At 67.2% G+C, this 20071-nt stretch carries 17 protein-coding genes, 1 tRNA gene and 1 riboswitch; of the genes, 7 read left to right on the top strand and 11 right to left on the bottom strand.

What is annotated here, in order from left to right:
- Positions 1 to 94 precede the first annotated feature (94 nt).
- The gene (locus LPN03_RS05705) at positions 95 to 2476 is read left to right on the top strand and encodes a chromosome segregation ATPase (RefSeq protein ID WP_262453459.1); all 2382 of its coding nucleotides are present in this window, start codon (positions 95 to 97) and stop codon (positions 2474 to 2476) included.
- A 94-nt stretch (positions 2477 to 2570) separates the two neighbouring features.
- Here the strand turns inward: LPN03_RS05705 and LPN03_RS05700 are convergent.
- Positions 2571 to 2660, bottom strand: a tRNA-Ser gene (locus LPN03_RS05700).
- Between the two features lie 78 nt (positions 2661 to 2738).
- Here LPN03_RS05700 and LPN03_RS05695 point away from each other — a divergent pair.
- Positions 2739 to 3923: a winged helix DNA-binding domain-containing protein gene (locus LPN03_RS05695; RefSeq protein ID WP_262453458.1), complete on the top strand. Its 1185-nt coding sequence runs from the start codon at positions 2739 to 2741 to the stop codon at positions 3921 to 3923.
- 94 nt (positions 3924 to 4017) lie between these two features.
- Here LPN03_RS05695 and tadA read toward each other — a convergent pair whose 3' ends face one another.
- On the bottom strand, positions 4018 to 4449 hold the full coding sequence (gene tadA, locus LPN03_RS05690) for a tRNA adenosine(34) deaminase TadA (protein WP_262453479.1): 432 nt from the start codon (positions 4447 to 4449) through the stop codon (positions 4018 to 4020).
- A gap of 85 nt (positions 4450 to 4534) precedes the next feature.
- Here tadA and upp point away from each other — a divergent pair, with 85 nt between their 5' ends.
- Positions 4535 to 5173 (top strand): uracil phosphoribosyltransferase, encoded by a 639-nt coding sequence (upp, locus tag LPN03_RS05685; protein ID WP_262453457.1) that lies wholly within the window; start codon positions 4535 to 4537, stop codon positions 5171 to 5173.
- 97 nt (positions 5174 to 5270) lie between these two features.
- Here the strand turns inward: upp and LPN03_RS05680 are convergent, their stop codons facing one another.
- Complete coding sequence (locus LPN03_RS05680) at positions 5271 to 6017, bottom strand: hypothetical protein (protein WP_262453456.1); 747 nt, start codon at positions 6015 to 6017, stop codon at positions 5271 to 5273.
- 4 nt (positions 6018 to 6021) lie between these two features.
- Positions 6022 to 6207, bottom strand: a riboswitch (cyclic di-AMP (ydaO/yuaA leader).
- 193 nt (positions 6208 to 6400) lie between these two features.
- Here LPN03_RS05680 and LPN03_RS05675 point away from each other — a divergent pair.
- The 4 genes from LPN03_RS05675 (at position 6401) to LPN03_RS05660 (ending at position 10182) form a co-directional block, all read left to right on the top strand.
- Positions 6401 to 6880 carry a MarR family winged helix-turn-helix transcriptional regulator gene (locus LPN03_RS05675; protein ID WP_262453455.1) on the top strand — a complete coding sequence of 160 codons (480 nt, stop codon included), beginning with the start codon at positions 6401 to 6403 and terminating at the stop codon, positions 6878 to 6880.
- A gap of 5 nt (positions 6881 to 6885) precedes the next feature.
- Positions 6886 to 8142, top strand: coding sequence for an MFS transporter (locus LPN03_RS05670; protein ID WP_262453478.1), 1257 nt, complete (start codon positions 6886 to 6888; stop codon positions 8140 to 8142).
- A gap of 570 nt (positions 8143 to 8712) precedes the next feature.
- Positions 8713 to 9561, top strand: coding sequence for a winged helix-turn-helix domain-containing protein (locus tag LPN03_RS05665; protein ID WP_165181469.1), 849 nt, complete (start codon positions 8713 to 8715; stop codon positions 9559 to 9561).
- Positions 9562 to 9660: 99 nt separating this feature from the next.
- Positions 9661 to 10182, top strand: coding sequence for a SixA phosphatase family protein (locus LPN03_RS05660; RefSeq protein ID WP_262453454.1), 522 nt, complete (start codon positions 9661 to 9663; stop codon positions 10180 to 10182).
- A 19-nt stretch (positions 10183 to 10201) separates the two neighbouring features.
- Here LPN03_RS05660 and LPN03_RS05655 read toward each other — a convergent pair whose 3' ends face one another.
- The 8 genes from LPN03_RS05655 to LPN03_RS05620 form a co-directional block, all read right to left on the bottom strand.
- Positions 10202 to 12238, bottom strand: a complete 2037-nt coding sequence (locus tag LPN03_RS05655; protein ID WP_262453453.1) for a YhgE/Pip family protein — start codon at positions 12236 to 12238, stop codon at positions 10202 to 10204.
- A complete protein-coding gene (locus LPN03_RS05650) occupies positions 12235 to 13188 on the bottom strand; it encodes an ABC transporter ATP-binding protein (RefSeq protein ID WP_262453452.1) in 954 nt (317 codons plus the stop codon). The genes LPN03_RS05655 and LPN03_RS05650 overlap by 4 nt, the downstream gene beginning before the upstream one ends.
- A 242-nt stretch (positions 13189 to 13430) precedes the next feature.
- On the bottom strand, positions 13431 to 14399 hold the full coding sequence (locus LPN03_RS05645) for an alpha/beta hydrolase (RefSeq protein WP_262453451.1): 969 nt from the start codon (positions 14397 to 14399) through the stop codon (positions 13431 to 13433).
- Between the two features lie 25 nt (positions 14400 to 14424).
- Positions 14425 to 15111: an N-acetylmannosamine-6-phosphate 2-epimerase gene (locus tag LPN03_RS05640; RefSeq protein ID WP_262453450.1), complete on the bottom strand. Its 687-nt coding sequence runs from the start codon at positions 15109 to 15111 to the stop codon at positions 14425 to 14427.
- Positions 15112 to 15137: 26 nt separating this feature from the next.
- Positions 15138 to 16073, bottom strand: coding sequence for an ROK family protein (locus tag LPN03_RS05635; RefSeq protein WP_262453449.1), 936 nt, complete (start codon positions 16071 to 16073; stop codon positions 15138 to 15140).
- A 167-nt stretch (positions 16074 to 16240) separates the two neighbouring features.
- Positions 16241 to 17170, bottom strand: a complete 930-nt coding sequence (locus tag LPN03_RS05630) for a dihydrodipicolinate synthase family protein (protein WP_165181474.1) — start codon at positions 17168 to 17170, stop codon at positions 16241 to 16243.
- Between the two features lie 50 nt (positions 17171 to 17220).
- Positions 17221 to 18042, bottom strand: a complete 822-nt coding sequence (locus LPN03_RS05625) for an ATP-binding cassette domain-containing protein (protein ID WP_240901772.1) — start codon at positions 18040 to 18042, stop codon at positions 17221 to 17223.
- A complete protein-coding gene (locus LPN03_RS05620; RefSeq protein ID WP_262453448.1) occupies positions 18039 to 20069 on the bottom strand; it encodes a dipeptide/oligopeptide/nickel ABC transporter permease/ATP-binding protein in 2031 nt (676 codons plus the stop codon). Before LPN03_RS05620 ends, LPN03_RS05625 begins: the two co-directional genes overlap by 4 nt.
- Positions 20070 to 20071: the final 2 nt, after the last annotated feature.

Below are 20071 nucleotides of genomic sequence, written 5' to 3'. Positions count from 1 at the left end.
CGCGGAAGCCCCATAGCTTGGCTGCCATGCACTGGCCGCCTGGCCGAGTGCTGCGACTCGCACCCGCATATATCGATGAGACCTGGGGGTTTCCATGAGCAATGCCAGAACTATACCCAATTCCGCCCGGACCGCTGCCGGTTTGTCCGCCCGGCTGTCCGCCCGGCGGCTGGCCAGCGCCGTCGTCATGACCGGCGTTGTCACCAGCATGCTGGTGCTGGCCCCACCTGCGACGGCGGCCCCCGGGAACTCCGGGAACCCCGCGGGCACTGCCGGCATTTGCAACGGCGTCGTCAACCAGTTGGCGCACCGCGGCACTGTCCAGGAAAACCTGCTGAAGGCCGCCGCCAGGAAGAACGCCGCCGTCATCACCCAACTGCAGGCCGAACGCGCCCAGCTCCAGTCCAGCGCGGAGACCCTGAAGGCCCAGATTGCCGCCACCAACACGGCCATCGCCACTCTTGAAGCCCAGGGGGCGCAGCTGGAGGCCGACCTTGCAACGGCGTCCGCCCAGCTGGCCAGCCTACAGGCCCAGCAGGAAGCCACGGCGCAGGCCATTGCCGACGCCCAGACAGCCCTCTCTGACCTGCAATCACAGAAGGATGCCGTGGAGGGCCAGCTCACGCCGCTCCAGGCGCAGCTGGCGGACGCCCAGGCGGCCGCGGCCCAATTGAACGAGCAGGCCCAGGCCGCTGCCAGCCAGGTGGCCGCCAAACAGGTCGACATCGCTGTTGCCGACGGAGCGCTGAAAACCCTGCAGGCGTCAGCCACCCAGGCTGCCGATGCCCTCGCGGCAAAGAACACGCAAATCACCAACGCCCAGGCGGAACTCGCAACACTGACCCAGGCCGCCCAGGACGCCGACACCGCCGTGGCTGCCGCCACCCGCGCTGTCGCAGATGCCGAAGGCGAGCTCACCGTCCTTGAGAACAGCGGCACCGCGGCACAGGATGCCCTCGACGCCCAGACCGCCAAGGTGGCCGAGGCAAAAACCACCCTCGCCACGCTCACGTCTGCCGCAACAACGGCAGCCGACGCGGTCACGGCCAAGAACTCCGAAATCACCCAGGCACAGGGGCAGCTGGCGGCGCTGCAGTCGGCGGCTACAAGTGCTGCGGATGCGCTCGCGGCCAAGAATGCCGAGATCACCCAGGCCCAAAATGCCCTTGCAGGCCTGCAGACGACGGCGGCTGCCGCGGCGGCCGCGGTGGCAGACAACACTGCGCGGATTAATGCGGCCAACGCTGACATCGCCGCGCTGCAGGCGCAGATTGGAGCTGACACCACGGCGATCGCTGCCAAGCAGACGCTGCTGGCCCAAGCGCAGGGTGAGCTGACGCCGCTGCAGGCGAGCGCCAAGTTGCTCAGTGACCAAATCGTTGTCCTCAACGGGAAGATCAATGACGGCAGCGGCGGCAACAAGACCGGGCTCATCAAGCAGAGAGACGGGCTGCAGGCCCAGCTTGATCCGATCAATACCCAGATCACACAGAAGTCCGGCGAGATCTCAGCACTCCAAGACGACCTGGCCGGTTTGCAGTCCGCTGTCAACACGCTGAGTGGCGAACTGGTGGCCAAGCAGGGCGCCAGCAGCTCGCTCCAGCAGCAGGCCGCGCCATTGCAGGCGGCCTTGGACACGGCCAATGGGAATGTCGCCACCAAACTGGCCGACATCGCCGCGTTGAAGGGCCAGCTGCCTGGCCTGTCGGATGCGGTGGCAACCGCCAACGCTGCCGTGACAGACAAGGCCCGCGAGCTCAGCACACTGCAGGGCCAGCTGCCGGCGCTTCAGGATGCGGCCGGCTCCGCCCAGGCCGCCGTCGTCGCCCAGCAGCAGGTGGTTGCGAATCTGGAGGCCGCACTTCCGGCCCTGGCGGATGGCGTTGCCCAGGCCCAGGCCGCCATCGAGGCGCAAAACGCGGTGCTCCAGGGGCTGCAGTCCACGCTGGCTGCCGCCCGGGATGCTGCCACGGCGGCGCAGGAGGCGGTGGACGCCAAGAACGCGGAGCTTGCCGACCTCAACGCTGAGGTGCCCGCGCTGCAGGCAACGCTGGACGCCACCAGTGCGGCCGTCACAGCCAAGCAGGCCGAGCTTGCCGTGTTGAATGGCGAGTTGGACCAGCTCACGGCCACCCTTGCGGGCCTCAACGCGCAGATCTCCGCCAAGGAAGCGGACATCCTGGCGCTTCAGGGGCGGGTGGCGCCGTTGTTGGAGCAGCTCAACCAGCTCAACGGGGAGATCACCGCGGCGGACGCCGCGCTGACCGCACTCCAGGCCCAGCTGACCTCCCTGGACCAGCAGCTCACTGGCGCGCAGGCGGCGCTCCGCGACCTCGAAGCCCAAAAGAAGGCCAACAAGGATGCGGTCAAGGCCCAAAAGGACCTGGTGAAGGGGCTGCAGGACCAGCTGGGGTCGGTGCAGCAGCAGATCGGTGCCATTGACGGCCAAATTGCCCTGGGTGGTTGCGCGGCCTGATCCCACGGCCGCCGCGCATCGCGGTTCGAGGCCGGAGGGCATGGAAAAGGCCTCAAGTCCCCTGCATTCACAAAGGGACTTGAGGCCTTCTCAGTGGCGGTGACGGTGGGATTTGAACCCACGTTAGGCTCTCACCTAAACAACATTTCGAGTGTTGCACCTTCGGCCGCTCGGACACGTCACCAACGCGTCAACCTTACCGGGTCGGGGGCCCACTTCAAAAATGGGCCCACAACCGCGGCAAATGGGGGAGGATGGCCCCATGAACAGTGCAACGCAGCGTGCCTGGAGCTGGCACAAGCAAGGCCTGGACGGCTCCCTGGAAGGCCACGGCTCCGGCCGGGTTCTCAGCGCAGCCGGCTGGGCCCGCTCAGTGGGCGGCGCCAACCCCTACCTCACCCTCTTTGCCCGCGGCGGCATCCGCCGCGAGGAGGCGGATGCCGACGTTGCGGCCTTGCGCATCCATGAACTGCCGACGGCGCGCGGCTGCACCTATGTGCTGGGCGCGGACGACTTCGCGTGGGCCCTCACCTTGGGCGCCGGCGCCGCGGAGGCCCAGGCCAAGGTCCTGGACAAGCTCGATGTTCCGCGCAGCGAGCTGGCCGCGCTGGAAGGTGACGTGCTCGCGGTCCTGGGCGCCGGCGTCGGGCCTGGGGAAGGAAGCCCGGCAACGCTGGACCCGAAGGCGCTGAAGGACAGGCTGGGCGGCGCCGTTCGCAGCCTGGGGGAGGCGGGGAAGAAGAAGGGCGCCTCCACCACCCTGCCGGCCGTCCTGGGACTGCTGCAGGCGGACGGGCGCATCCGGCGCGTTCCCGTCAACGGCCGGCTGGACCAGCAGCGCTATTCATATGCGGCGTGGGGGCTGGAGCCCGCCACGGAGACCCCCGAACAGGCCCGTGCCCTGTTGATGGAACGGTACCTGGGCTGGACCGGCGGGGCCACGCTGAAGGAAACGCAGTGGTTCACCGCATTCACCGTGGCCCAGACCAAGGCCGCGCTGGCCGGGGCGGGGGCTGTCGAGGCGGACGGGCTGTGGATGCTCCCGGCCGACGCCGACGAGCGTGAAAATTTCGTGGCGCCGAAAGATGAGCAAATCCAGCTGCTGGCCGGAAGTGATTCGCTGTTCCTGTTGCGCCGCAACGCCGCCAGCCACTTTGCCGAGGAGGACGCGGGCAGGCAGCTGGGCAGCACCCGGCTGGCATTGCAGGCAGACCTGCCCGACCACCCCATCGTGGACCGCGGCCGGATCATCGGCCTGTGGCAATACGACCCCGGCGAGGAACGCATCGCCCACTGGCTTTTCGGTGCCCCCACGAAGGCCGTCACGCAGCGGCTCAAGGAGGTTGAGGCGTTCATCCGCGAGGACCTGGGCGACTTCCGCAGCTTCAGCCTGGACTCGCCGTCGAGCCGGCAAAAGCGGATCGACGCACTGAACGCGGCGGGCTGAGCCGTGGGCCTGGGAAGCCCGGGGGCGGAAATCGAACGGGCATCCTGTGCGGCGAGAATCCAGCCGGTTCACATCGGGCCCTGAGACCCGGCCTTTAGCGGTGCCCGCCGAAAAAATCCCTCAACAGGGCCGCGCATTCTTCCTCGCGAACGCCCGGGAACACTTCCACCCAGTGGTTGAGGCGGCGTTCGCGCAGCACGTCAAACACGGAGCCCGCAGCGCCGGCCTTCTCATCCCATGCGCCAAAAACGACGCGCGGCACGCGGGCCAGCACGATGGCGCCGGCACACATGGTGCACGGCTCCAGCGTGACCACCAGCGTGCACCCGTCCAGCCGCCAGGACCCGAGCCGGGCGGCAGCTTCCCGGATGGCCACCACCTCCGCGTGCGCCGTCGGATCCCCGTGGGCTTCGCGTTCGTTGCGGCCCGCACCCAGCACTCCGCCGTCGGGCCCCAGGACGACGGCGCCAATCGGCACGTCCCCCGTCTCCGGGGCACGGCGGGCCTCCGCCAGCGCCAGGCCCATCCACCCGGCGTGCAGGGCCGTGGCGGGGGTCTCGATTGGGCTGGGTTTCGACGTGGAGGGCACGGCTCAATGGTAGCTTTTATCTATGCGCGTACTGGTTGCGGATCATCCGCTGATTGCCCACAAATTGACCGTCCTGCGGGACAAGACCACCCCGTCATCCGTTTTCCGGCAGCTGACCGAAGAGCTGGTCACCCTGCTGGCCTATGAGGCAACCCGCGAAGTGCGCGTGGAGCCGGTCAACATTGAAACTCCCGTGTCCCCGACCGTCGGTACCGGCCTGAGCAAGCCCACGCCGCTGGTGGTGCCGATCCTGCGCGCCGGGCTGGGCATGCTGGAGGGCATGACCCGACTGCTGCCCACCGCCGAAGTGGGCTTCCTGGGCATGGCCCGCAATGAGGAAACCCTTGAGGCCATCACCTACGCCGAGCGCCTGCCCGAGGACCTGACGGGACGCCAGGTGTACGTCCTGGACCCCATGCTGGCCACCGGCGGCACCTTGATTGAGGCGTTCAAGTTCCTCTTTGATCGCGGCGCCGCGGACATCACGTGCATCTGCCTGCTGGCCGCCCCCGAGGGCCTGGCGAAGCTGGAAGCCGCCCACGGGGAACGTGACAATGTCCACGTGGTGCTCGCCTCGATCGACGAGGGCCTGAACGAAAAGTCCTACATTGTCCCCGGCCTGGGCGACGCGGGGGACCGCCTGTACGGGGTTGTCGACTAACCGTTTCGGTTTTCCGGCCGTCACGCCCTCCCGAGTATGCAGCAATGGCGACTTAGGCCCAGCCTAAGTCGCCATTGCTGCATACTCACCGCGGGGTTTAGTACCAGCCGACGGCGTTGGAGTGGCCCCAGGCGCCGCACGGGCTGCCGTAGCGGCCCTCAATGTAGCCAAGGCCCCAGTTGATCTGCGTCTTGTAGTTGGTGCGGTAGTCCGCGCCCGCCACGGCCATCTTCTCCGCCGGGAGCGACTGGGCAATGCCATACGCACCGCTGGAGGCGTTTTCGGCCGACGTCAGCCAGCTGGATTCGCGGTTCCACAGCTGCGTCAGGCAGCTCATCTGGTCGGCGCCCCAGCCGTGCGCGGCCAACTGGCCGGCGGCGTACTGCTGTGCCGCGGCGGGGTCGTCCACCAGCACGGGGGCGGCGGCCTTGGTGGGGGCAGGCGCGGCAGCCTTGGTGGCCGGCGGCGTGGCCACCGGCGTGACGGCGTCGGCCGCACCACTGAGGGACTGGGAAGTGGCCTTGGCGGCCTTGGTGGAACTCACCTGGATGCGGGAAAAGTCAATGGCAACGTCTGTGGGCGCTGAGATGGCCGACGGCGCGGCGCTGGCCTGGGTGCCGCCGGAGACAAGGCTCGCGGAGGCCAAGCCGGCGGTTGCGTTGTTGGTGGCGGCCTGGGCCAGCCCTCCGCCGGCCAGCAGCGCCCCGGCCACGGCAACAATGGCCATGCGCTTGGCAGGTCCGGCGACCTTGGCGTCAGTGTGGGAGGCCTTGCGGGCTTCGCGGCGGGAGACGGGGCGAACAGGTTCGGCGCGGCGGCGGCCGTGCTGGGGTGCTGCGGACATAGGGATATAGCCTCTCTACGCCTGCGAGGTGAGCTGTCGGGAACGGACTAGAGCATCCGGCCGTGCGGCGCAGGCATGTGCTGCGCACGTCATCGGCTTAACCCCAAGGGTCTCCATGGAGGAGACCCGCAAAAATTGGGTCCCCCGTCTCTGCCGTCTGGTATGAACGGGAAATGGGCGGCGGCAGAGCTCGGCGAACCGTCCATTTGTGCCAAGGAACCGTGGATGGTTCGGCGGGCACGAAGTCCACCCTACCGAAGCAAGGCCCAAAAGTCACATTTTGGTAACGGAGTGACCATCCTGACATTTACTTAGCAATGCTAATGACCTATGCTAAGTAATAGAAAACACGAAACCAGTGACGCCAGGACTATACGCAACTTATGATTACTTCCTCAGCAACGCCCCCGGCTGCCCGCACGGCAGCTCCGCCATCCAAGCGCCAGGCAGGTGCCGGATTACTGGCTGCCGAGCTGAGGGTGGCCATCATGCGCTCCTCCCGCCGGCTCCGCGCCGAAGCAGCGTCCCGTGACATCAGCCCGGGCCAGTATTCAGTGCTCGCGGCCATCCTCCACGGCCCCCTGACGGTGGGACAACTGGCCGAGCGGGAAATGATCCAGGCTCCGTCCATGACCCGGATCGTCAACGGGCTCGAATCCGCCGGCTATGTCACCCGCGGGGAGAACCCGCTGGACAAGCGGCAGGTGCTGGTGCAAATCACCGGGGACGGCTCGGCCATCCTGCGCAAGGCCAGGTCCCGGCGCACCCAGTGGCTCGCCAAGAGGGTGGCGGCGCTGAGCCCGGAGGAACGCGAGACCCTGCGCGAAGCGGCCCGCATCCTGCAGGAGATGAGCGCCGTTTGAATTCCATGTTCAGGGCGCTGAAGGTTTTCAACTACCGCCTGTGGGTGACAGGGGCGCTGGTGTCCAACATCGGCACCTGGATGCAGCGCGTGGCACAGGACTGGCTGGTGCTGACCATCCTCACCAACAATTCCGGCACAGCCGCGGGCATCACCACTGGCCTGCAGTTCCTGCCCATCGTCTTCCTGGGGCCGTTTGCCGGGCTGCTGGGCGACCGGGTCAACAAGCGCAAGCTCCTGCTGTGCACCCAAACGGCCATGGGGCTGTGTGCCCTGCTGCTGGGTCTGCTGGTGGTCACCCACACCGTGGAGCTGTGGCATGTCTACGTCATTGCCTTCCTGCTCGGGGTGGCCAGCGCCTTTGACGCCCCGTCGCGCCAGGCGTTTGTCTCGGAGGTGGTGGGCAAGGAGGACGTGCCCAACGCCGTCGCCCTTAACAGCGCCTCCTTCAACCTGGCCCGCCTGGCCGGCCCCGGCATTGCCGGCGTGGTGATTGCCCTGTTCGGCACCGGGCCGGCATTCCTGATCAACGCGGCCAGCTTTGTGGCCGTGATCTTCTCCCTGTGGCGCATGCGCGTCTCCGAGTTGCAGCCTGTTGCCAGAGTGCCGCGCGGCAAGGGGCAGATTCGCGAGGGGTTTGCCTACATCCGCCACCGTCCGGACCTCATGATGATCATGGTGCTGGTGTTCATGGTGGGCACGTTTGGGATGAACTTCCAGATCACCAACGCGCTGATGGCCACCACCGTCTTCCACCTAGGCCCGGGCGAATACGGGCTGCTGGGCTCCGTCATGGCCATTGGCACGCTGGCCGCAGCCCTGATGGCCGCCCGGCGCAAGAACATGCGCATGCTCTACATAGTTGGCGGGGCCCTGGCCTTTGGCGGCACCGTGGCCATCGCAGCGTTCATGCCGTCCTTTGCCCTTTATGCCGTGGCACTGGTCCCGGTGGGCCTGGCGGCGCTGACCTTCATGAATGCCTGCAACACCACCGTCCAGCTCAACACGGACGCGGCCATGCGCGGGCGCGTCCTGGCCGTGTACATGGTGGTCCTGCAGGGCGGCACCCCCATCGGTGCGCCGCTGGTGGGCTGGATCGCCACCGAATTCGGCGCCCGCTGGTCCCTGGGCATCGGGGCGGTGGTGGCCATCGCCTCCGCACTGGTGGCCCTGGTCATGATGAACCGGCGGAACCATGTGCGGATCCGCGACCAATTCCGCAGCCTGCGCCCGTTCACGGTGGCGCACGCCCTCCACCGTTGAGGAGCCCGACGGCGGGGCCGCTGGGTGGGTTTCGGGTGAACTTTTGTTGCCTTAACGTCAAAGTCTGGGAAAATGGCCGGCGTTGCAAGCGGCTTGCGGAGGGCATCCTAGCCATGCTTTTTTGACGCGTGAACTTATTTCTTCATAATTGCCATGTTGCCGAATTTTGCAACGTCACAATCGCGAAATAGATCAATAAATTCAACTCACGGCGTCACGATCCGCCGATGTGAGACCAAGCGTACGTTGTTACCTTTATCACAATGGGAGCAAAAATCTCACAGAGTGGACGTTTTGGCCCTTTGTTACTTGCAAGTTCGGAATATTACGTAGGACACTGGCGAGTGTGAACACCCACTCAGTGAATTCTGCAGCCGCAGCAACTGTCCATTGCAACCCATCTGGACGGGCCCTGTGTAGTTGTCGAATGCAGGCCTAGCTCACAACCCTTACGAACTAGGCATTTTTGGCCCTGTGGCCGGCCCCTGGCGGGGCATTTGGTTCCGGTATACGGAACACATGAGGAAAGCATTCGCGCCGTAGCTTACGGCCATACACCGAGGTAGTTCAATGTCTGTAGCATCCGGATACGTCCACATTTCTGTTCGCAATGCCGCCAAGGCCGTGGCCCGCGGGGCGCAAAACCCGCTGAACCGCGGCTACCACGACGACCATGCCGTCTACGGCAACCCGGCAGCCTACCGCCGCGACGCCGATTCGGCCGCGGCCCGGCTGCGCGCCGTGCCGGCAGCCGAGACCCACCCCATGACGGCGCCCATCCCCGTGATTTCCGGCAGCGACAAGCTGCGCGGCGTGGCCCCCGACAACGTGGCGCGCGGCTTCGTGCTGTACGTGGGCGTGGACGAGGACACGGCCGCAGCGGCCGGCACCTCCCTGGCCAAGCTGGCCCAGGACATCCGCGCCTATGCCCAGGCCCTGGTGCCGCAGGCCCAAAGCTACGCGGCCGTGGCCATCGCGCCGTCGGACGCCGTCGGCTCCGCCCTCGATGTGGTCCGCTCCACTTTCGGCGACCCCACGGTGGCCAACCGCCAGCGCCAGGAAGCCGTGCGCGTCCCGGCCCCCGCCGAGCACCGGCCCTCCGGCGTGCTCATCGACCTGGCCCGCCGCGAGGTCCACCTGGACGGCGAGACGCTGAACCTCACGTTCAAGGAATTTGAGCTGCTGAACTACCTTGTGGAAAACGGCACCCGCACTGTGGGCCGCGATGAACTGCTCGAGGGCCTGTGGGGCAACGCCGACGAAGTCCCGAATGAGCGAACCATTGACGTGCACATCCGCCGCCTCCGCTCCAAGCTGGGACGCCTGGCCAACACCGTCCGCACCGTCCGCGGCGAAGGCTACCGCTTCTACGAGCACCCCGAAGTGGTTGTCTGGGCCGCCCCCGAGTACTCGATCTAGCAGCCGGCCTGGCACTTTTTTCCAAGCACGACGGCGGCCCCCTCACACAGGTGCCGGGGGCCGCCGTCGTGCTGGCCCAAGAGTCACTAAGCTTTGACCATGAGTGAACACCACCTGAAAAGACTGGTCCTGATGCGCCACGCCAAGGCGGCCTTTCCGCTTGGCGTGGAGGACCATGAGCGGCCCCTTGCCCAGCGCGGCCACCGCGAGGCGCCGCTGGCCGGCAAGTGGCTGGTGGAGAACAACGTGCTGCCGGACTTCATCCTGTGTTCCTCGGCCCTGCGCACCCGCCAGACCTGCACATGGGTGTGCCAGCAGCTGGGGGACAAGGCGCCCACGCCCAAGCTCGAGGACGGCCTCTACGCTGCGGGCGCGCTGCCCATGCTGTCGGTGGTCAACCATGTCCCGGAAACCGTCACCACCTTGATGGTCATCAGCCACATGCCGGGCATACAAAACCTGGCCCTGCGGCTGGCGTCCCGGGACTCGGACCAGGATGCCTACATGTCCCTGGCCACCGGCTACCCCACCAGCGCCTTTGCCGTGCTGGAGCACGACGGCGACTGGGCCACCCTCGATGGCCAGGATGCGCGCGTGACAAACTTTGTGGTGCCGCGCTAGGCCGCTTCGTGTACTTTTCCTACACCGCGATTTCCGGCATGAGGGTTTTCAGCGTCCACGTTTTGTGCTTCCGGACGGCGGCCCAGGCCAGCAGCCCGCCCAGCAGCGTGTACCCGATCAGGCCCAGGACGATGGGCACCAGCGGGGCCAGCTCGGCCCCGTAAATCAGGTGCCGCATGCCCTCCACCACGTGCCCCATGGGCAGCACCTGGTGCATGATGTGCAGCGGCTCCGGGGTGGTCTGCCACGGGAACGTGCCGCCGGAGGAGACCAGCTGGAGCACCAGCAGGATCAGGACCACAAATTTTCCGGGCGTGCCCATCAGCGCCACGATGCCCTGGATGAGCGCGGTGAACGCCATGGATGCCAGCACCAGCAGGCCCAGCGTCAGCCACGGATGGCTGGGGGAAAGCCCCAGGCCAAGGACCACCACCCCGTAGAGCAGCAGCGCCTGGGCCGTGGAGACGGCGGCAAACGGCAGCCACCCGCCCACGGCAATCTTCCAGGACGGCGCATTGGAGGCGAGTGCCCGCTGTGTCAGCGGGCGCATGGCCTGCACCAGCATGAACGCGCCGATCCACAGCGCCAGCACCAGGAAGAACGGGGCCAGCCCGGAACCGTAGTTGGCGGCGCGTGCCTGCGAGAGGGAATCCACCCGGATGGGGTCCGCGATGACTCCGGAGGCATTCTGCTTGTCCGCGTCGTTAGGGTCGGGGACGGAGCCGGCACCACTGCGCAGCTGGGTGGACAGTTCGCCTGCCCCCGCGGCAAGCTTCGCCGAGCCGTCCTTCAAACTCGCGGCGCCGGCGTCGAGCTTGTGCGCCCCGGCGTCGAGCTGGTTGGCACCATCCAGGGCCGCACCCTGCCCCGCGGCCAGGGTGGCTGCCCCTGAGGAGAGCTGCCCTGCACCTGTGTGCGCCTGCCCGACGGCGCCTGTGAGGGCGGGTGCCGAGGCCGCCAGCTGGCTGGCGCCGTCCGCCACGGCCTGTGAGCCGGCCGCCAGCTTCTGGATGTCCGCCGCATCTGTGGCCAGCTTCGCCTTGAGGTCCGTTACGGCCGGGCTGGAGGTGGCACCGGCCAGCTGTGCCTTGATCTGCGCGGATTGCGCCGGTGTGATGGTTCCCGCTGCCACCAGCCCGGACAGCTTGTCGTTAATGGCCGTGGCGGCTACCGAATCCAGCTGCCCGGCTGTGCCGATGGCGCCCTGGACCTTGGTGTTCAGTGCTGCATTGCCGGCAGCGACGGCGGCTGCGCCGTCGGCCAGTTTGCGGCTGTCAGCGGGGAGCGTTGCCGTTTGGTCCTGCAGCTGGCCCAGCCCCTTGTCGAGTGCGGCCGCGCCGGACAGCAGCTGGTTGCTGCCGGCCACCAGCTTGACCTGCCCCGCAGCCAGCGCGTCTGCGCCCGTCACCAGTTCGCCGGTTCCGGTTTTCAGGGTGCCCACGCCCGTGTCGAGGGTGGTGGCACCGTCGGCCAGCTGCTTCGCGCCGTCTGCCGCCTTGACCAGCTGGGCATGAATGGTGCCATAGCCGGTCAGCAGGGCATTGGCCGTCTGCTGCCCCACCTCCTTGGCCACTGATTCGTGCACCTGCGTGGTCACCTTGTCCACAATGGAGGTCAGCAGGTAGTTGTTGGCGTCGTTGGTGGTCACGCTCATCATGGCCTGCTTGGCCGCGTTGAAGTTCTCCGGCGAGGCCAGGTTCTTGGAGAAGTCCTTGGGGATGGTCAGGGCAAAGGCGTAGTCGCCGTTCTGGACGCCGGCGTTGGCCGCTTCCGGGGTGTCCACGATCTTCCAGTCAAACTTCTTGCCGTCCACCAGGTTCTTGGCCACGTCCTGGCCCACGTGCAGTTCCTTGCCGTCCTTGGTTACGGCGCCGGCATCCTGGACCACCACGGCAGCCTGCAGCTGGTCCAGGTTGGAATAGGGGTCCCAGTTTGCGTACAGGTAGACGGCGCCGTAGAGCAGCGGAACCATCACCAGGGCCACAATGGTCAGCTTCGGCAGCATTCCGCCGGTCATGCGCTTGAGCTCTGAGAGCGCCAGTCGAAAGACTGTCATTGCACGTCGCCCCCTTCTGTGTTGGTGGTGTCCGCTTCCGGTGCTTCGGCGGGTTCGGCCTGTGGTGGTTCCGGGGCGTCGGCCGGTTCGGGAGGCAAAGTCGGCTCATCCGGCTCGGCAGCCGGTGGTTTCGGGGATTCGGCAAGTTCGGCTGGTTCGGCTTGCTCGGCGGGCTGATCCGTTTCGCTCGGCTCGGCTGGTTCGGCTGCCGGTGGTTCGGGGGATTCAGCAGGTTCGGCTTGCTCGGCGGGCTCGGTCACGAGGGCCATCTCCTGCCCGGCTGCCGCCGTCGGGCCGGTCCAGTCGTCCGGGATCCTGCCCACCACCCCGATGACGATGACCTCGCGTGGCGGCAGGCCGGCGTCATGCGCGTGGCCGATCAGGCCGGCAGCCGCCTGTTCCAGGAGGGGGAGCCAGGCGCTGGCGTCAGCGGTGTGCCGGTCGGGGGAGTCCACCACCAGCAGGTCGACGTCGTGGTCGGCCAGGGCCAGTTCCAATTGGAGGTGAAGCAGCCGGTTGGGTTCGAGTTCCTCGACCCATTTGTCCAGGATGTCGCGGAAGCCGTGCTTGACCAGCCAGGCGGTGGGACGGGTGCGGTCGCGGAACTTGAAGGGGACCAGTGCCAGGTCCTCGGAGACCAGCGACCGGACGGTCAGGTGGTTCTCCGGGGCATTGACCTCGGGGGAGTCGATGATGGCGCTTCGCTTGCGCAGGGCCGCCATGGCGTGGTCGTGGCCCAGGACCACTGTCCCGCTGCTTGGTTTCATGCGCCCTGTCAGGGCCAGCGCCAGTGCGGTGCGGCGTTCCTGCCCGTCCGCCTGGACCAGCATGACTTGGGCCCGGCTCGCTTCCAGGGAGGTGGCCGGGAGCAGGGTGTGGTGGCGACCTGCGAGGTGAAGTTGCTTGGCTGACAGCACTATTTGCTCCTGGTCGGAAAAGGCGGTTGCCACAAATCTATCAGAACTGACTGGTCAGTATAAAAATGTGAGACGCAAACGACACGTGCCTGGCGGGTTCGCCGTGCTGGTGCGCCCTCCTGTGGCGACGACTGCGGGGCGAACCCGCGCGGACGGGGTGTCTTCTCGGTGCGTTCGCGGCTTGGCCCCGTTCGGGAGGAAGGGTGCGGCTTGGCGCCGTTCTCGAGACGCCGGAACCGCGAAAATCAGGGCGGCCCGGCCACGGCGCTTGGACGTCAGGAAAGGGCCCGGAGCAGTGCCTCGTTGCGGTCCGCAAGGAAGCGCCGGGAGACGTCCGCTTCCGGGGCCAGTCCGTCGGCGCCGTGGTAGACCCCTGCGTAAACCTGAAGTTCGGCGGCCACGCCGGCACGGAGCAGGCGTGCCGCGTAGTCGATGTCCTCGTCGCGGAAGACGTCGAGTTCACCCACCTGGATGAAGGCGGGCGGCAGGCCGGCCAGATCAGCGGCCCGGGACGGTGCTGCGTAGGCGCTGACGGTGCCACTCCCGTAGGACGCCCCGAGAAACCACTTCCAGGCCTGCTGGTTGCGCTCACGGTTCCAGGACGGGATGCCTGAGAACTCCAGGCTGGACGGCGTCTGGTCCCGGTCATCGAGCATGGGGTAGGCCAGGTACTGGAATCTCAGCGGCGGCCCCTGCTGGTCCCTGGCGCGCAGTGCGGTGCCGGCCGCCAGTCCGCCTCCTGCACTGGCACCGCCAATGGCAAGCCGGCCCGGGTCAATGCCCAGCACCGTTGCGTTCTCCACTGTCCACAGGAGCCCCTGGTAGGCGTCGTCAAGTGCTGCCGGGAACGGGTGCTCCGGCGCCAGCCGGTACTCCACGGAGACAACAGCAATCCCGGTTGCCGCAGCCAGCCGCAGGCACAACAGGTCATCCTCAGCCACGCTGCCGGCCACCATTCCACCGCCATGAATCCAATACAGGCAGGGCAGCGGTCCGGGTGCCTGGGTCGCCGTTGCCCGGGCGGGCCGGTAGCAGCGCAGCGCTACGTCCACGCCGCCGGCCCCCGGCGCAACGTGGTCGGTCATGGACACGGCGCCGGTCAGGTCTGTGGGAAGTGCCGCCAGCCGGGCCGTATTCTGCTGCCGCATGGCCACCAGCTGTTCCGGTGTGGCGGGAGGGGTGCGGCCCACCAGGAAGTCCACCCCGGCCTGCAGCTGCGGGTCGACGCGCTCAAAGTAGTTCAAGGTTTCTTCTCCCGTGGGGGGAGGGTCAGGAGGTCAGGGCGTCCTTGAACCAGCCGGTGATGGAGGCCGGGTGCGTGATGGCGGTCCCTACGACGACGGCGAACGCACCGGCATCCAGCGCGGCCCGGGCCTGCGCGGGGGTGTGGATGCGCCCTTCGGCAATGAGAGGGGCGTCCAGGCCGGCAGCGGCAATCTGCGCAATGAGTTCCAGGTCCGGGCCGTCAGTCTTGGGCCTTTCGCCCGAGTATCCCGCCAGCGTGGTGCCGATGATGTCCGCGCCTGCCTCTGCTGCTGCAATGGCGTCATCAAGCGAACCGCAGTCCGCCATGATCAAGGCGTTGGAGCCGGCGTGGATCCCGGCCACGGTCTCCGCAAGGGAGAGCCCGTCCGGGCGGGGGCGCCGGGTGCCGTCAATCGCCACAATGTGGGCGCCGGCGCTGGCACAGGACAGGGCGTGCTGCAGGGTCGGGGTGATGAAAACGCCGCTGTGCCCGTCCTTCCACAGCCCAATCACGGGAACTTCGACGGCGGCACGCGTGAACTGGATGTCCGCGATGCCCTGGACCCGGATCCCGGCGGCCCCGCCAATCACGGCCGACGCAGCCACCTGGGCCGTGGTGCGGGGGTCGCGCATGGGTTCGCCGGGATAAGCCTGCGCGGAGACCACCAGCTGGCCGGCGAGGGAATCGAGGTTGATCAGAGTGTGCGGCACGGGGCGTCTCCTGAATCGGTTGGTGATTAAAATTGGTGCAGGGCCAGGGAGGCGGCGCCCACAATCGCGGCTGAGGCGCCGAGCGAGGCACGCACCACGGAGACATTGGACAGCGGGGCCAGTAGTTCGGCACGCAGTGAGCGCTCCATGGCATCCCACCACAACTCCCCGGAGTCGGCCAATCCGCCGGAAATGACCGCGACGGCCGGGTCCAGGATGTTGACCAGCCCGCCCACGGCCTGGCCCGCAGCGGCGGCCGCCCGGGAAATGACGGCAAGCGCCAGCTCGTCGCCCAGGCGGGCGGCTTCAAACACCGCCCTGGTGTCGGCGAGGCCGGCACTGCCGCCCTCGCGCACATAGGCGCTATGGATGGCGGGGCCGGACGCAATCGCCTCAACGTGGCCGGCGTGGCCACAGGAACAGGGCAGGGGCCGGGCCTGATGGTAGGCGTACGGAGAGGCGAAGTGCCCCACATGCCCGCCCACAAACCGGTGGCCCAGCAGCGGCTGCCCGTTGACCACAAAACTGCCGCCCACGCCGGTGCCGAACGCCATCATGAGGGACGTTGACGTTCCGGCGGCAGCGCCTAGCCAGGCCTCGCCCAGGGCGTGGGCGTGCACGTCATTGACCGCCGTGGCAGGCAGCCCAAGGCGCTGCCGCAACCCAGCAGTGAGCTGTGTACCGGTCCAGCCCAGGATGGCATCCGTGGCGGAAATGACTGTGCCTTCGACGGCGTTAATGACGCCGGCCGAGCCAATGCCCACGGCGTCCACCACCACTCCACGGGCCGCGGCCTGCTGCACCAGGGACCGGACCAGGGCGGCCGTGGCATCCAGGATGGCGGCGCCGCCGTCGCGGTTCAACGTGGGAATCTGCTTCGTGATGAGCACGGAACCGTCCTCGCCCACCACTCCGGCGGCCGTCTTGGTTCCGCCAAGGTCAACGCCAACTACATACCGCACAAAATTTCCTTCGACGTCCAATTCATGAATACGGGGCTCGCTCCCCAGTTGCTACCACCCGCCCGGGGTCTCGACGCGCCCGGGTCTCGACGCGCTCGGGTCTCGACGCGCTCACAGAGCTCGCTGCTCGACCACCGACGCTGCTCGACCACCGGGCCGGGGAGTGGCTAGATCAGGCCCGTGCGCACCAGGATTGCCTTGATGGCCGCGGTCTCGTCCTCGTCAAGGGAAAGCATGGGGGCGCTCATGACGTTGGTCTTGATGATGCCCATGAGCATCATGGCCGTCTTGAACGCGCCCAGGCCCGCAGCGTTGCCGGACACGCGGCCGGCCTTCGGGGTGTAGACGATGTTGAAGACATCGGTTAGGCGGTCCTGCTCGGCGGCGGCCTTGGCCCAGTCGCCGGCTGCGGCGGCGTCGTACAGGCGGCGGTAGCCGGCCGGGTCCACGTTGCCTAAGCCCGGGACAACGCCCTGGGCGCCGCCCAGCAGTGCGCCGTCCACTACAACCTCGTGGCCCGTGAAGATGTCAAAGTTCGGGATGTCGCGGGCGGCGATGGACAGCTGGCGGAAGGAAACGTCGTCGCCGGAAGAGTCCTTCACACCGGCAATGACGCCGTCGCGGCCCAGTTCCAGCAGGAGATCCAGGGGCAGCTTGAAGTGGGTGCGCACGGGGACGTCGTAGGCGAAGACGGGGACATCCACGGAGGCGGCTACGGCGCGGAAGTGGCGGCCATTCTCCTCGGCGTTGCTGATGGCGTAGTACTGGCTGGTGGCCACGATGCCGTCGGCGCCGAGGGACACGGCGCGGGCCGCTTCCTCGATGACACGGTTGGTGGTCTGCTCCACGGCGCCGGCCAGCACAGGGACCTGGCCGGCGTTGACGCCCACGATGGTGCGCAGCACGGTGTCGCGCTCATCGTTGGTCAGGTGGGTGACCTCGCCGGACGAGCCGTTGACAAACAGGCCGGTGACGCCGCCGTCGAGCAGGTGGCGGGTGACGTTCTCCAGGGAGGGGACGTCGATGGCGCCGTCAGCCGTGCGGGGGGTGACGACGGGCGGGATGACGCCCTGGAAACGGGAAGCGACGGTTGTCACGGTAATTACTCCAAATTTTTCTTGAGGGGTGGAAAACAGGGGGAAAGAATCTACAAGTGCAAAAGTGAGGGCGCGGCGCCCAGCAGCTTCTTCGTGTAGTCGTTGGTGGGATGGTCGAAAATCTGCTCCGCACTACCTTCTTCCACGATCTGGCCGAAGTACATGACACAGATGCGGTCGGAAACGTAGCGGACGGTCTGGATGTCATGGCTGATGAACACCATGCCCAGGTTCAGTTCCTTCTTCAGGTCCGAAAGCAGGTTCAGCACCTGCGCGCGGACGGAGACATCCAGTGCTGAGGTGGGTTCATCCGCCACGATGATGTCCGGGTCCAGGGCCAGGGCCCGGGCGATGGCCACGCGTTGGCGCTGCCCGCCGGAAACGTTCGACGGCGTGACCTCGGCTGCCGATTGCGGCAAGCCCACCAGCGCCAGGAGTTCACGGACCTTGGCGATGCGCGATGCGCCGTTGCCAATGCCGTGGACAGCCAGCGGGTCCACCAGGATGTCCTGGATGGTCATGCGCGGGTTCAGGGCCGTGGACGGGTCCTGGAAGACCACCGAGACGGACCGGCCAAACTCCTTGCGCATCGCAGCGTTGCGCTTGATGGCCGGCTTGCCGTGGAAGAGCACTTGGCCGGAGGTGGGCACCTGCAGGCCCACCAGCACTGAGGCCAGTGTGGACTTGCCACAGCCGGATTCGCCCACAATGCCCACCGTCTCGCCACGGCTGATGGAAAAGTCCACACCGTTGACGGCCTTGACGTAGCTGGGCTTGAACAGCCCGCCGGAACGCGTCCGGTGGTGGACGTGCAGGTCCTTCAGCTCAATAACCGGGGTGCCGGCGGCTGCGTCCATGGTGTGCTTGCTCATCGTGCACCTTCCGTTTCTGCGCCGGCAAGGTCTGCCTCGCGTTTGTGGCTGGCCCAGAAGTGGTCCGTTTCAACGCCGTCCCGGGTGATCGGGATAAAGGCCAGCTGCTGCTGGGGGTCTGCGTCGGGGCGCTGGGACCGGCTGGCGAACCTGTCCCCGGGGGCAAATTCGCGCGGCGACGGCACGGTGCCGGGGATCTGGTGGAGCCGCACGGCATCGGACTCGATGGAGAGCACAGCGCCCAGCAGGCCGCGCGTGTATTCGTGGGTGGGGTGGGCCAGCAGCTCCGAGGCCTGCGCCGATTCCACCACCTGGCCGGCGTACATGACGGTGATCTTGTGGGCCAGCGAGGCCACCAGGGCCAGGTCGTGGCTGACAAAAACCATCGCGAAGCCGAGCTGCTCGCGGAGCTCGTTCAGGAGGTCCACCACCTGCTTTTGCACCGTGACGTCCAGGGCCGTGGTGGGCTCGTCCGCCACCACGATCTTCGGGGAGCGGGACAGTGCCATGGCGATCAGCACGCGCTGGCGCTGGCCGCCGGAGAGCTCATGCGGGTAGCTCTTGAGCGTGCGCACCGGATCCAGCTTGACCAGTTCCAGCAGTTCCGCCGGAGTCTTGCGGCCGTTGCGGCGGGTCAGCTGCAGCAGCTGGTCCTTGATCAGCATGGACGGGTTCAGGGAGCTAAGGGCATCCTGGTAGACCATGGCGATCTGCTCGCCGCGCAGGCCTTCGTAGGCCTTGGCCGAGCTGTGTTTTGTGGCCGGGTCCAGCAGTTCCTTGCCGTCAAACTTGATGGAACCGGTGACCTCGGCCGTTTTGGGCAACAGGCCCATGACGGCCAGGGAGGTGATGGACTTCCCGCAGCCGGACTCGCCCACCAGGCCCATGGTCTCGCCCTCGCGGACGCTGAAGGAGACCTTGTCCACGATGGGAGTGTCGCCGTAGCGGCCCGGGAAGCGGATGGAGAGGTCTTTCACTTCCAGGACCACGCGGGCATCCGGGCCCACCTGGGGTAGCCGGTCGCTCCGCTGCAGTTCCACGGCCTGGAGCAGCAAAAGCTCCTTGTCCAGGGCGGCAAAGGGGTTTTCGATGACGGCGCGGGCGGCGGCATCGGCCTTGGCGAGCTCGACGGCGGCAGCTGCCGAACCGTCGTCGTCCTTCACAGGGGCAGCCTTGCGCAGGCGGGGATTGACCATTGCGTCGGTGAGGCCCTCAGCCAAGATGTTCAGTGCCAGGACGGTGAGCAGGATGACCAGGCCGGCGAAGGTGGTGGCCCACCAGCCGCCGGACAGGACCAGGTTGCGGCCGTAGGAGATCACGTTGCCCCAGCTGGGCTCCGGATCCTGGATGCCTGCGCCCAGGAAGGATAGGGACGCCTCGAGGATGATGGCGTCGGCCACCATGACTGTGGCAAAGACCAGCACGGGGGCAGCGGTGTTGCGCACAATGTGCTTGACCATGATGTAGGCGCGGCCGGCGCCGATGACGCGTTCGGCACGCACATAGTCTTCGCCGTACTGGGCCAGGACGTTGGCCCGCACCACGCGGGCCAGCTGCGGGGTGTAAATGATGGCGATGGCCACGATGATGGTGGGGACCGAGTTGCCGAAGGAAGTCAGCAGCACGGCGGCCAGGGCGATGCCCGGGAACGCCATCAGCACGTCCATGATGCGCATGATGGTCTCGTTGACGGCCTTCGACGACGTCGCGGCCAGGGAGCCGAGCACGGCACCGACGACGATGGCCAGGGCCACCGAGCCGAGGCCGATCGTCAGCGACGCCTGGGCACCGTAGAGCAGCCGTGAGAAGACGTCGCGGCCGATCCGGTCGGTGCCGAACCAGTTGGTGCCGCTGGGGGCCTGGGCCGGAACTCCGGTGGCCAGGGGGTCGTGCGGGGCGATCACGGGGGCCAGGATGGCAACGACCACGATGAACAGCAGGAAGATGAGGGCCATTTTGGAGCCCAGTGTCAGGGCCTTGAAACGCAGGCCGGGCGCGCTGAGCCGTTCGGCAAGTTTGCTTCGCATGG

This window comes from Arthrobacter sp. A2-55 (assembly GCF_025548615.1).
In the GTDB taxonomy this organism is placed as follows: Bacteria; Actinomycetota; Actinomycetes; order Actinomycetales; family Micrococcaceae; genus Specibacter; species Specibacter silviterrae.
This window is presented reverse-complemented; position numbering and strand designations above follow the sequence as displayed.

Coding starts and splice junctions, on each gene's coding strand:
- LPN03_RS05705 (WP_262453459.1), top strand. CDS start 95: ATGAGCAATGCCAGAACTATACCCAATTCCGCCCGGACCGCTGCCGGT.
- LPN03_RS05695 (WP_262453458.1), top strand. CDS start 2,739: ATGAACAGTGCAACGCAGCGTGCCTGGAGCTGGCACAAGCAAGGCCTG.
- tadA (WP_262453479.1), bottom strand. CDS start 4,449: ATGGGCCTGGCGCTGGCGGAGGCCCGCCGTGCCCCGGAGACGGGGGAC.
- upp (WP_262453457.1), top strand. CDS start 4,535: ATGCGCGTACTGGTTGCGGATCATCCGCTGATTGCCCACAAATTGACC.
- LPN03_RS05680 (WP_262453456.1), bottom strand. CDS start 6,017: ATGTCCGCAGCACCCCAGCACGGCCGCCGCCGCGCCGAACCTGTTCGC.
- LPN03_RS05675 (WP_262453455.1), top strand. CDS start 6,401: ATGATTACTTCCTCAGCAACGCCCCCGGCTGCCCGCACGGCAGCTCCG.
- LPN03_RS05670 (WP_262453478.1), top strand. CDS start 6,886: ATGTTCAGGGCGCTGAAGGTTTTCAACTACCGCCTGTGGGTGACAGGG.
- LPN03_RS05665 (WP_165181469.1), top strand. CDS start 8,713: ATGTCTGTAGCATCCGGATACGTCCACATTTCTGTTCGCAATGCCGCC.
- LPN03_RS05660 (WP_262453454.1), top strand. CDS start 9,661: ATGAGTGAACACCACCTGAAAAGACTGGTCCTGATGCGCCACGCCAAG.
- LPN03_RS05655 (WP_262453453.1), bottom strand. CDS start 12,238: ATGACAGTCTTTCGACTGGCGCTCTCAGAGCTCAAGCGCATGACCGGC.
- LPN03_RS05625 (WP_240901772.1), bottom strand. CDS start 18,042: ATGAGCAAGCACACCATGGACGCAGCCGCCGGCACCCCGGTTATTGAG.
- LPN03_RS05620 (WP_262453448.1), bottom strand. CDS start 20,069: ATGCGAAGCAAACTTGCCGAACGGCTCAGCGCGCCCGGCCTGCGTTTC.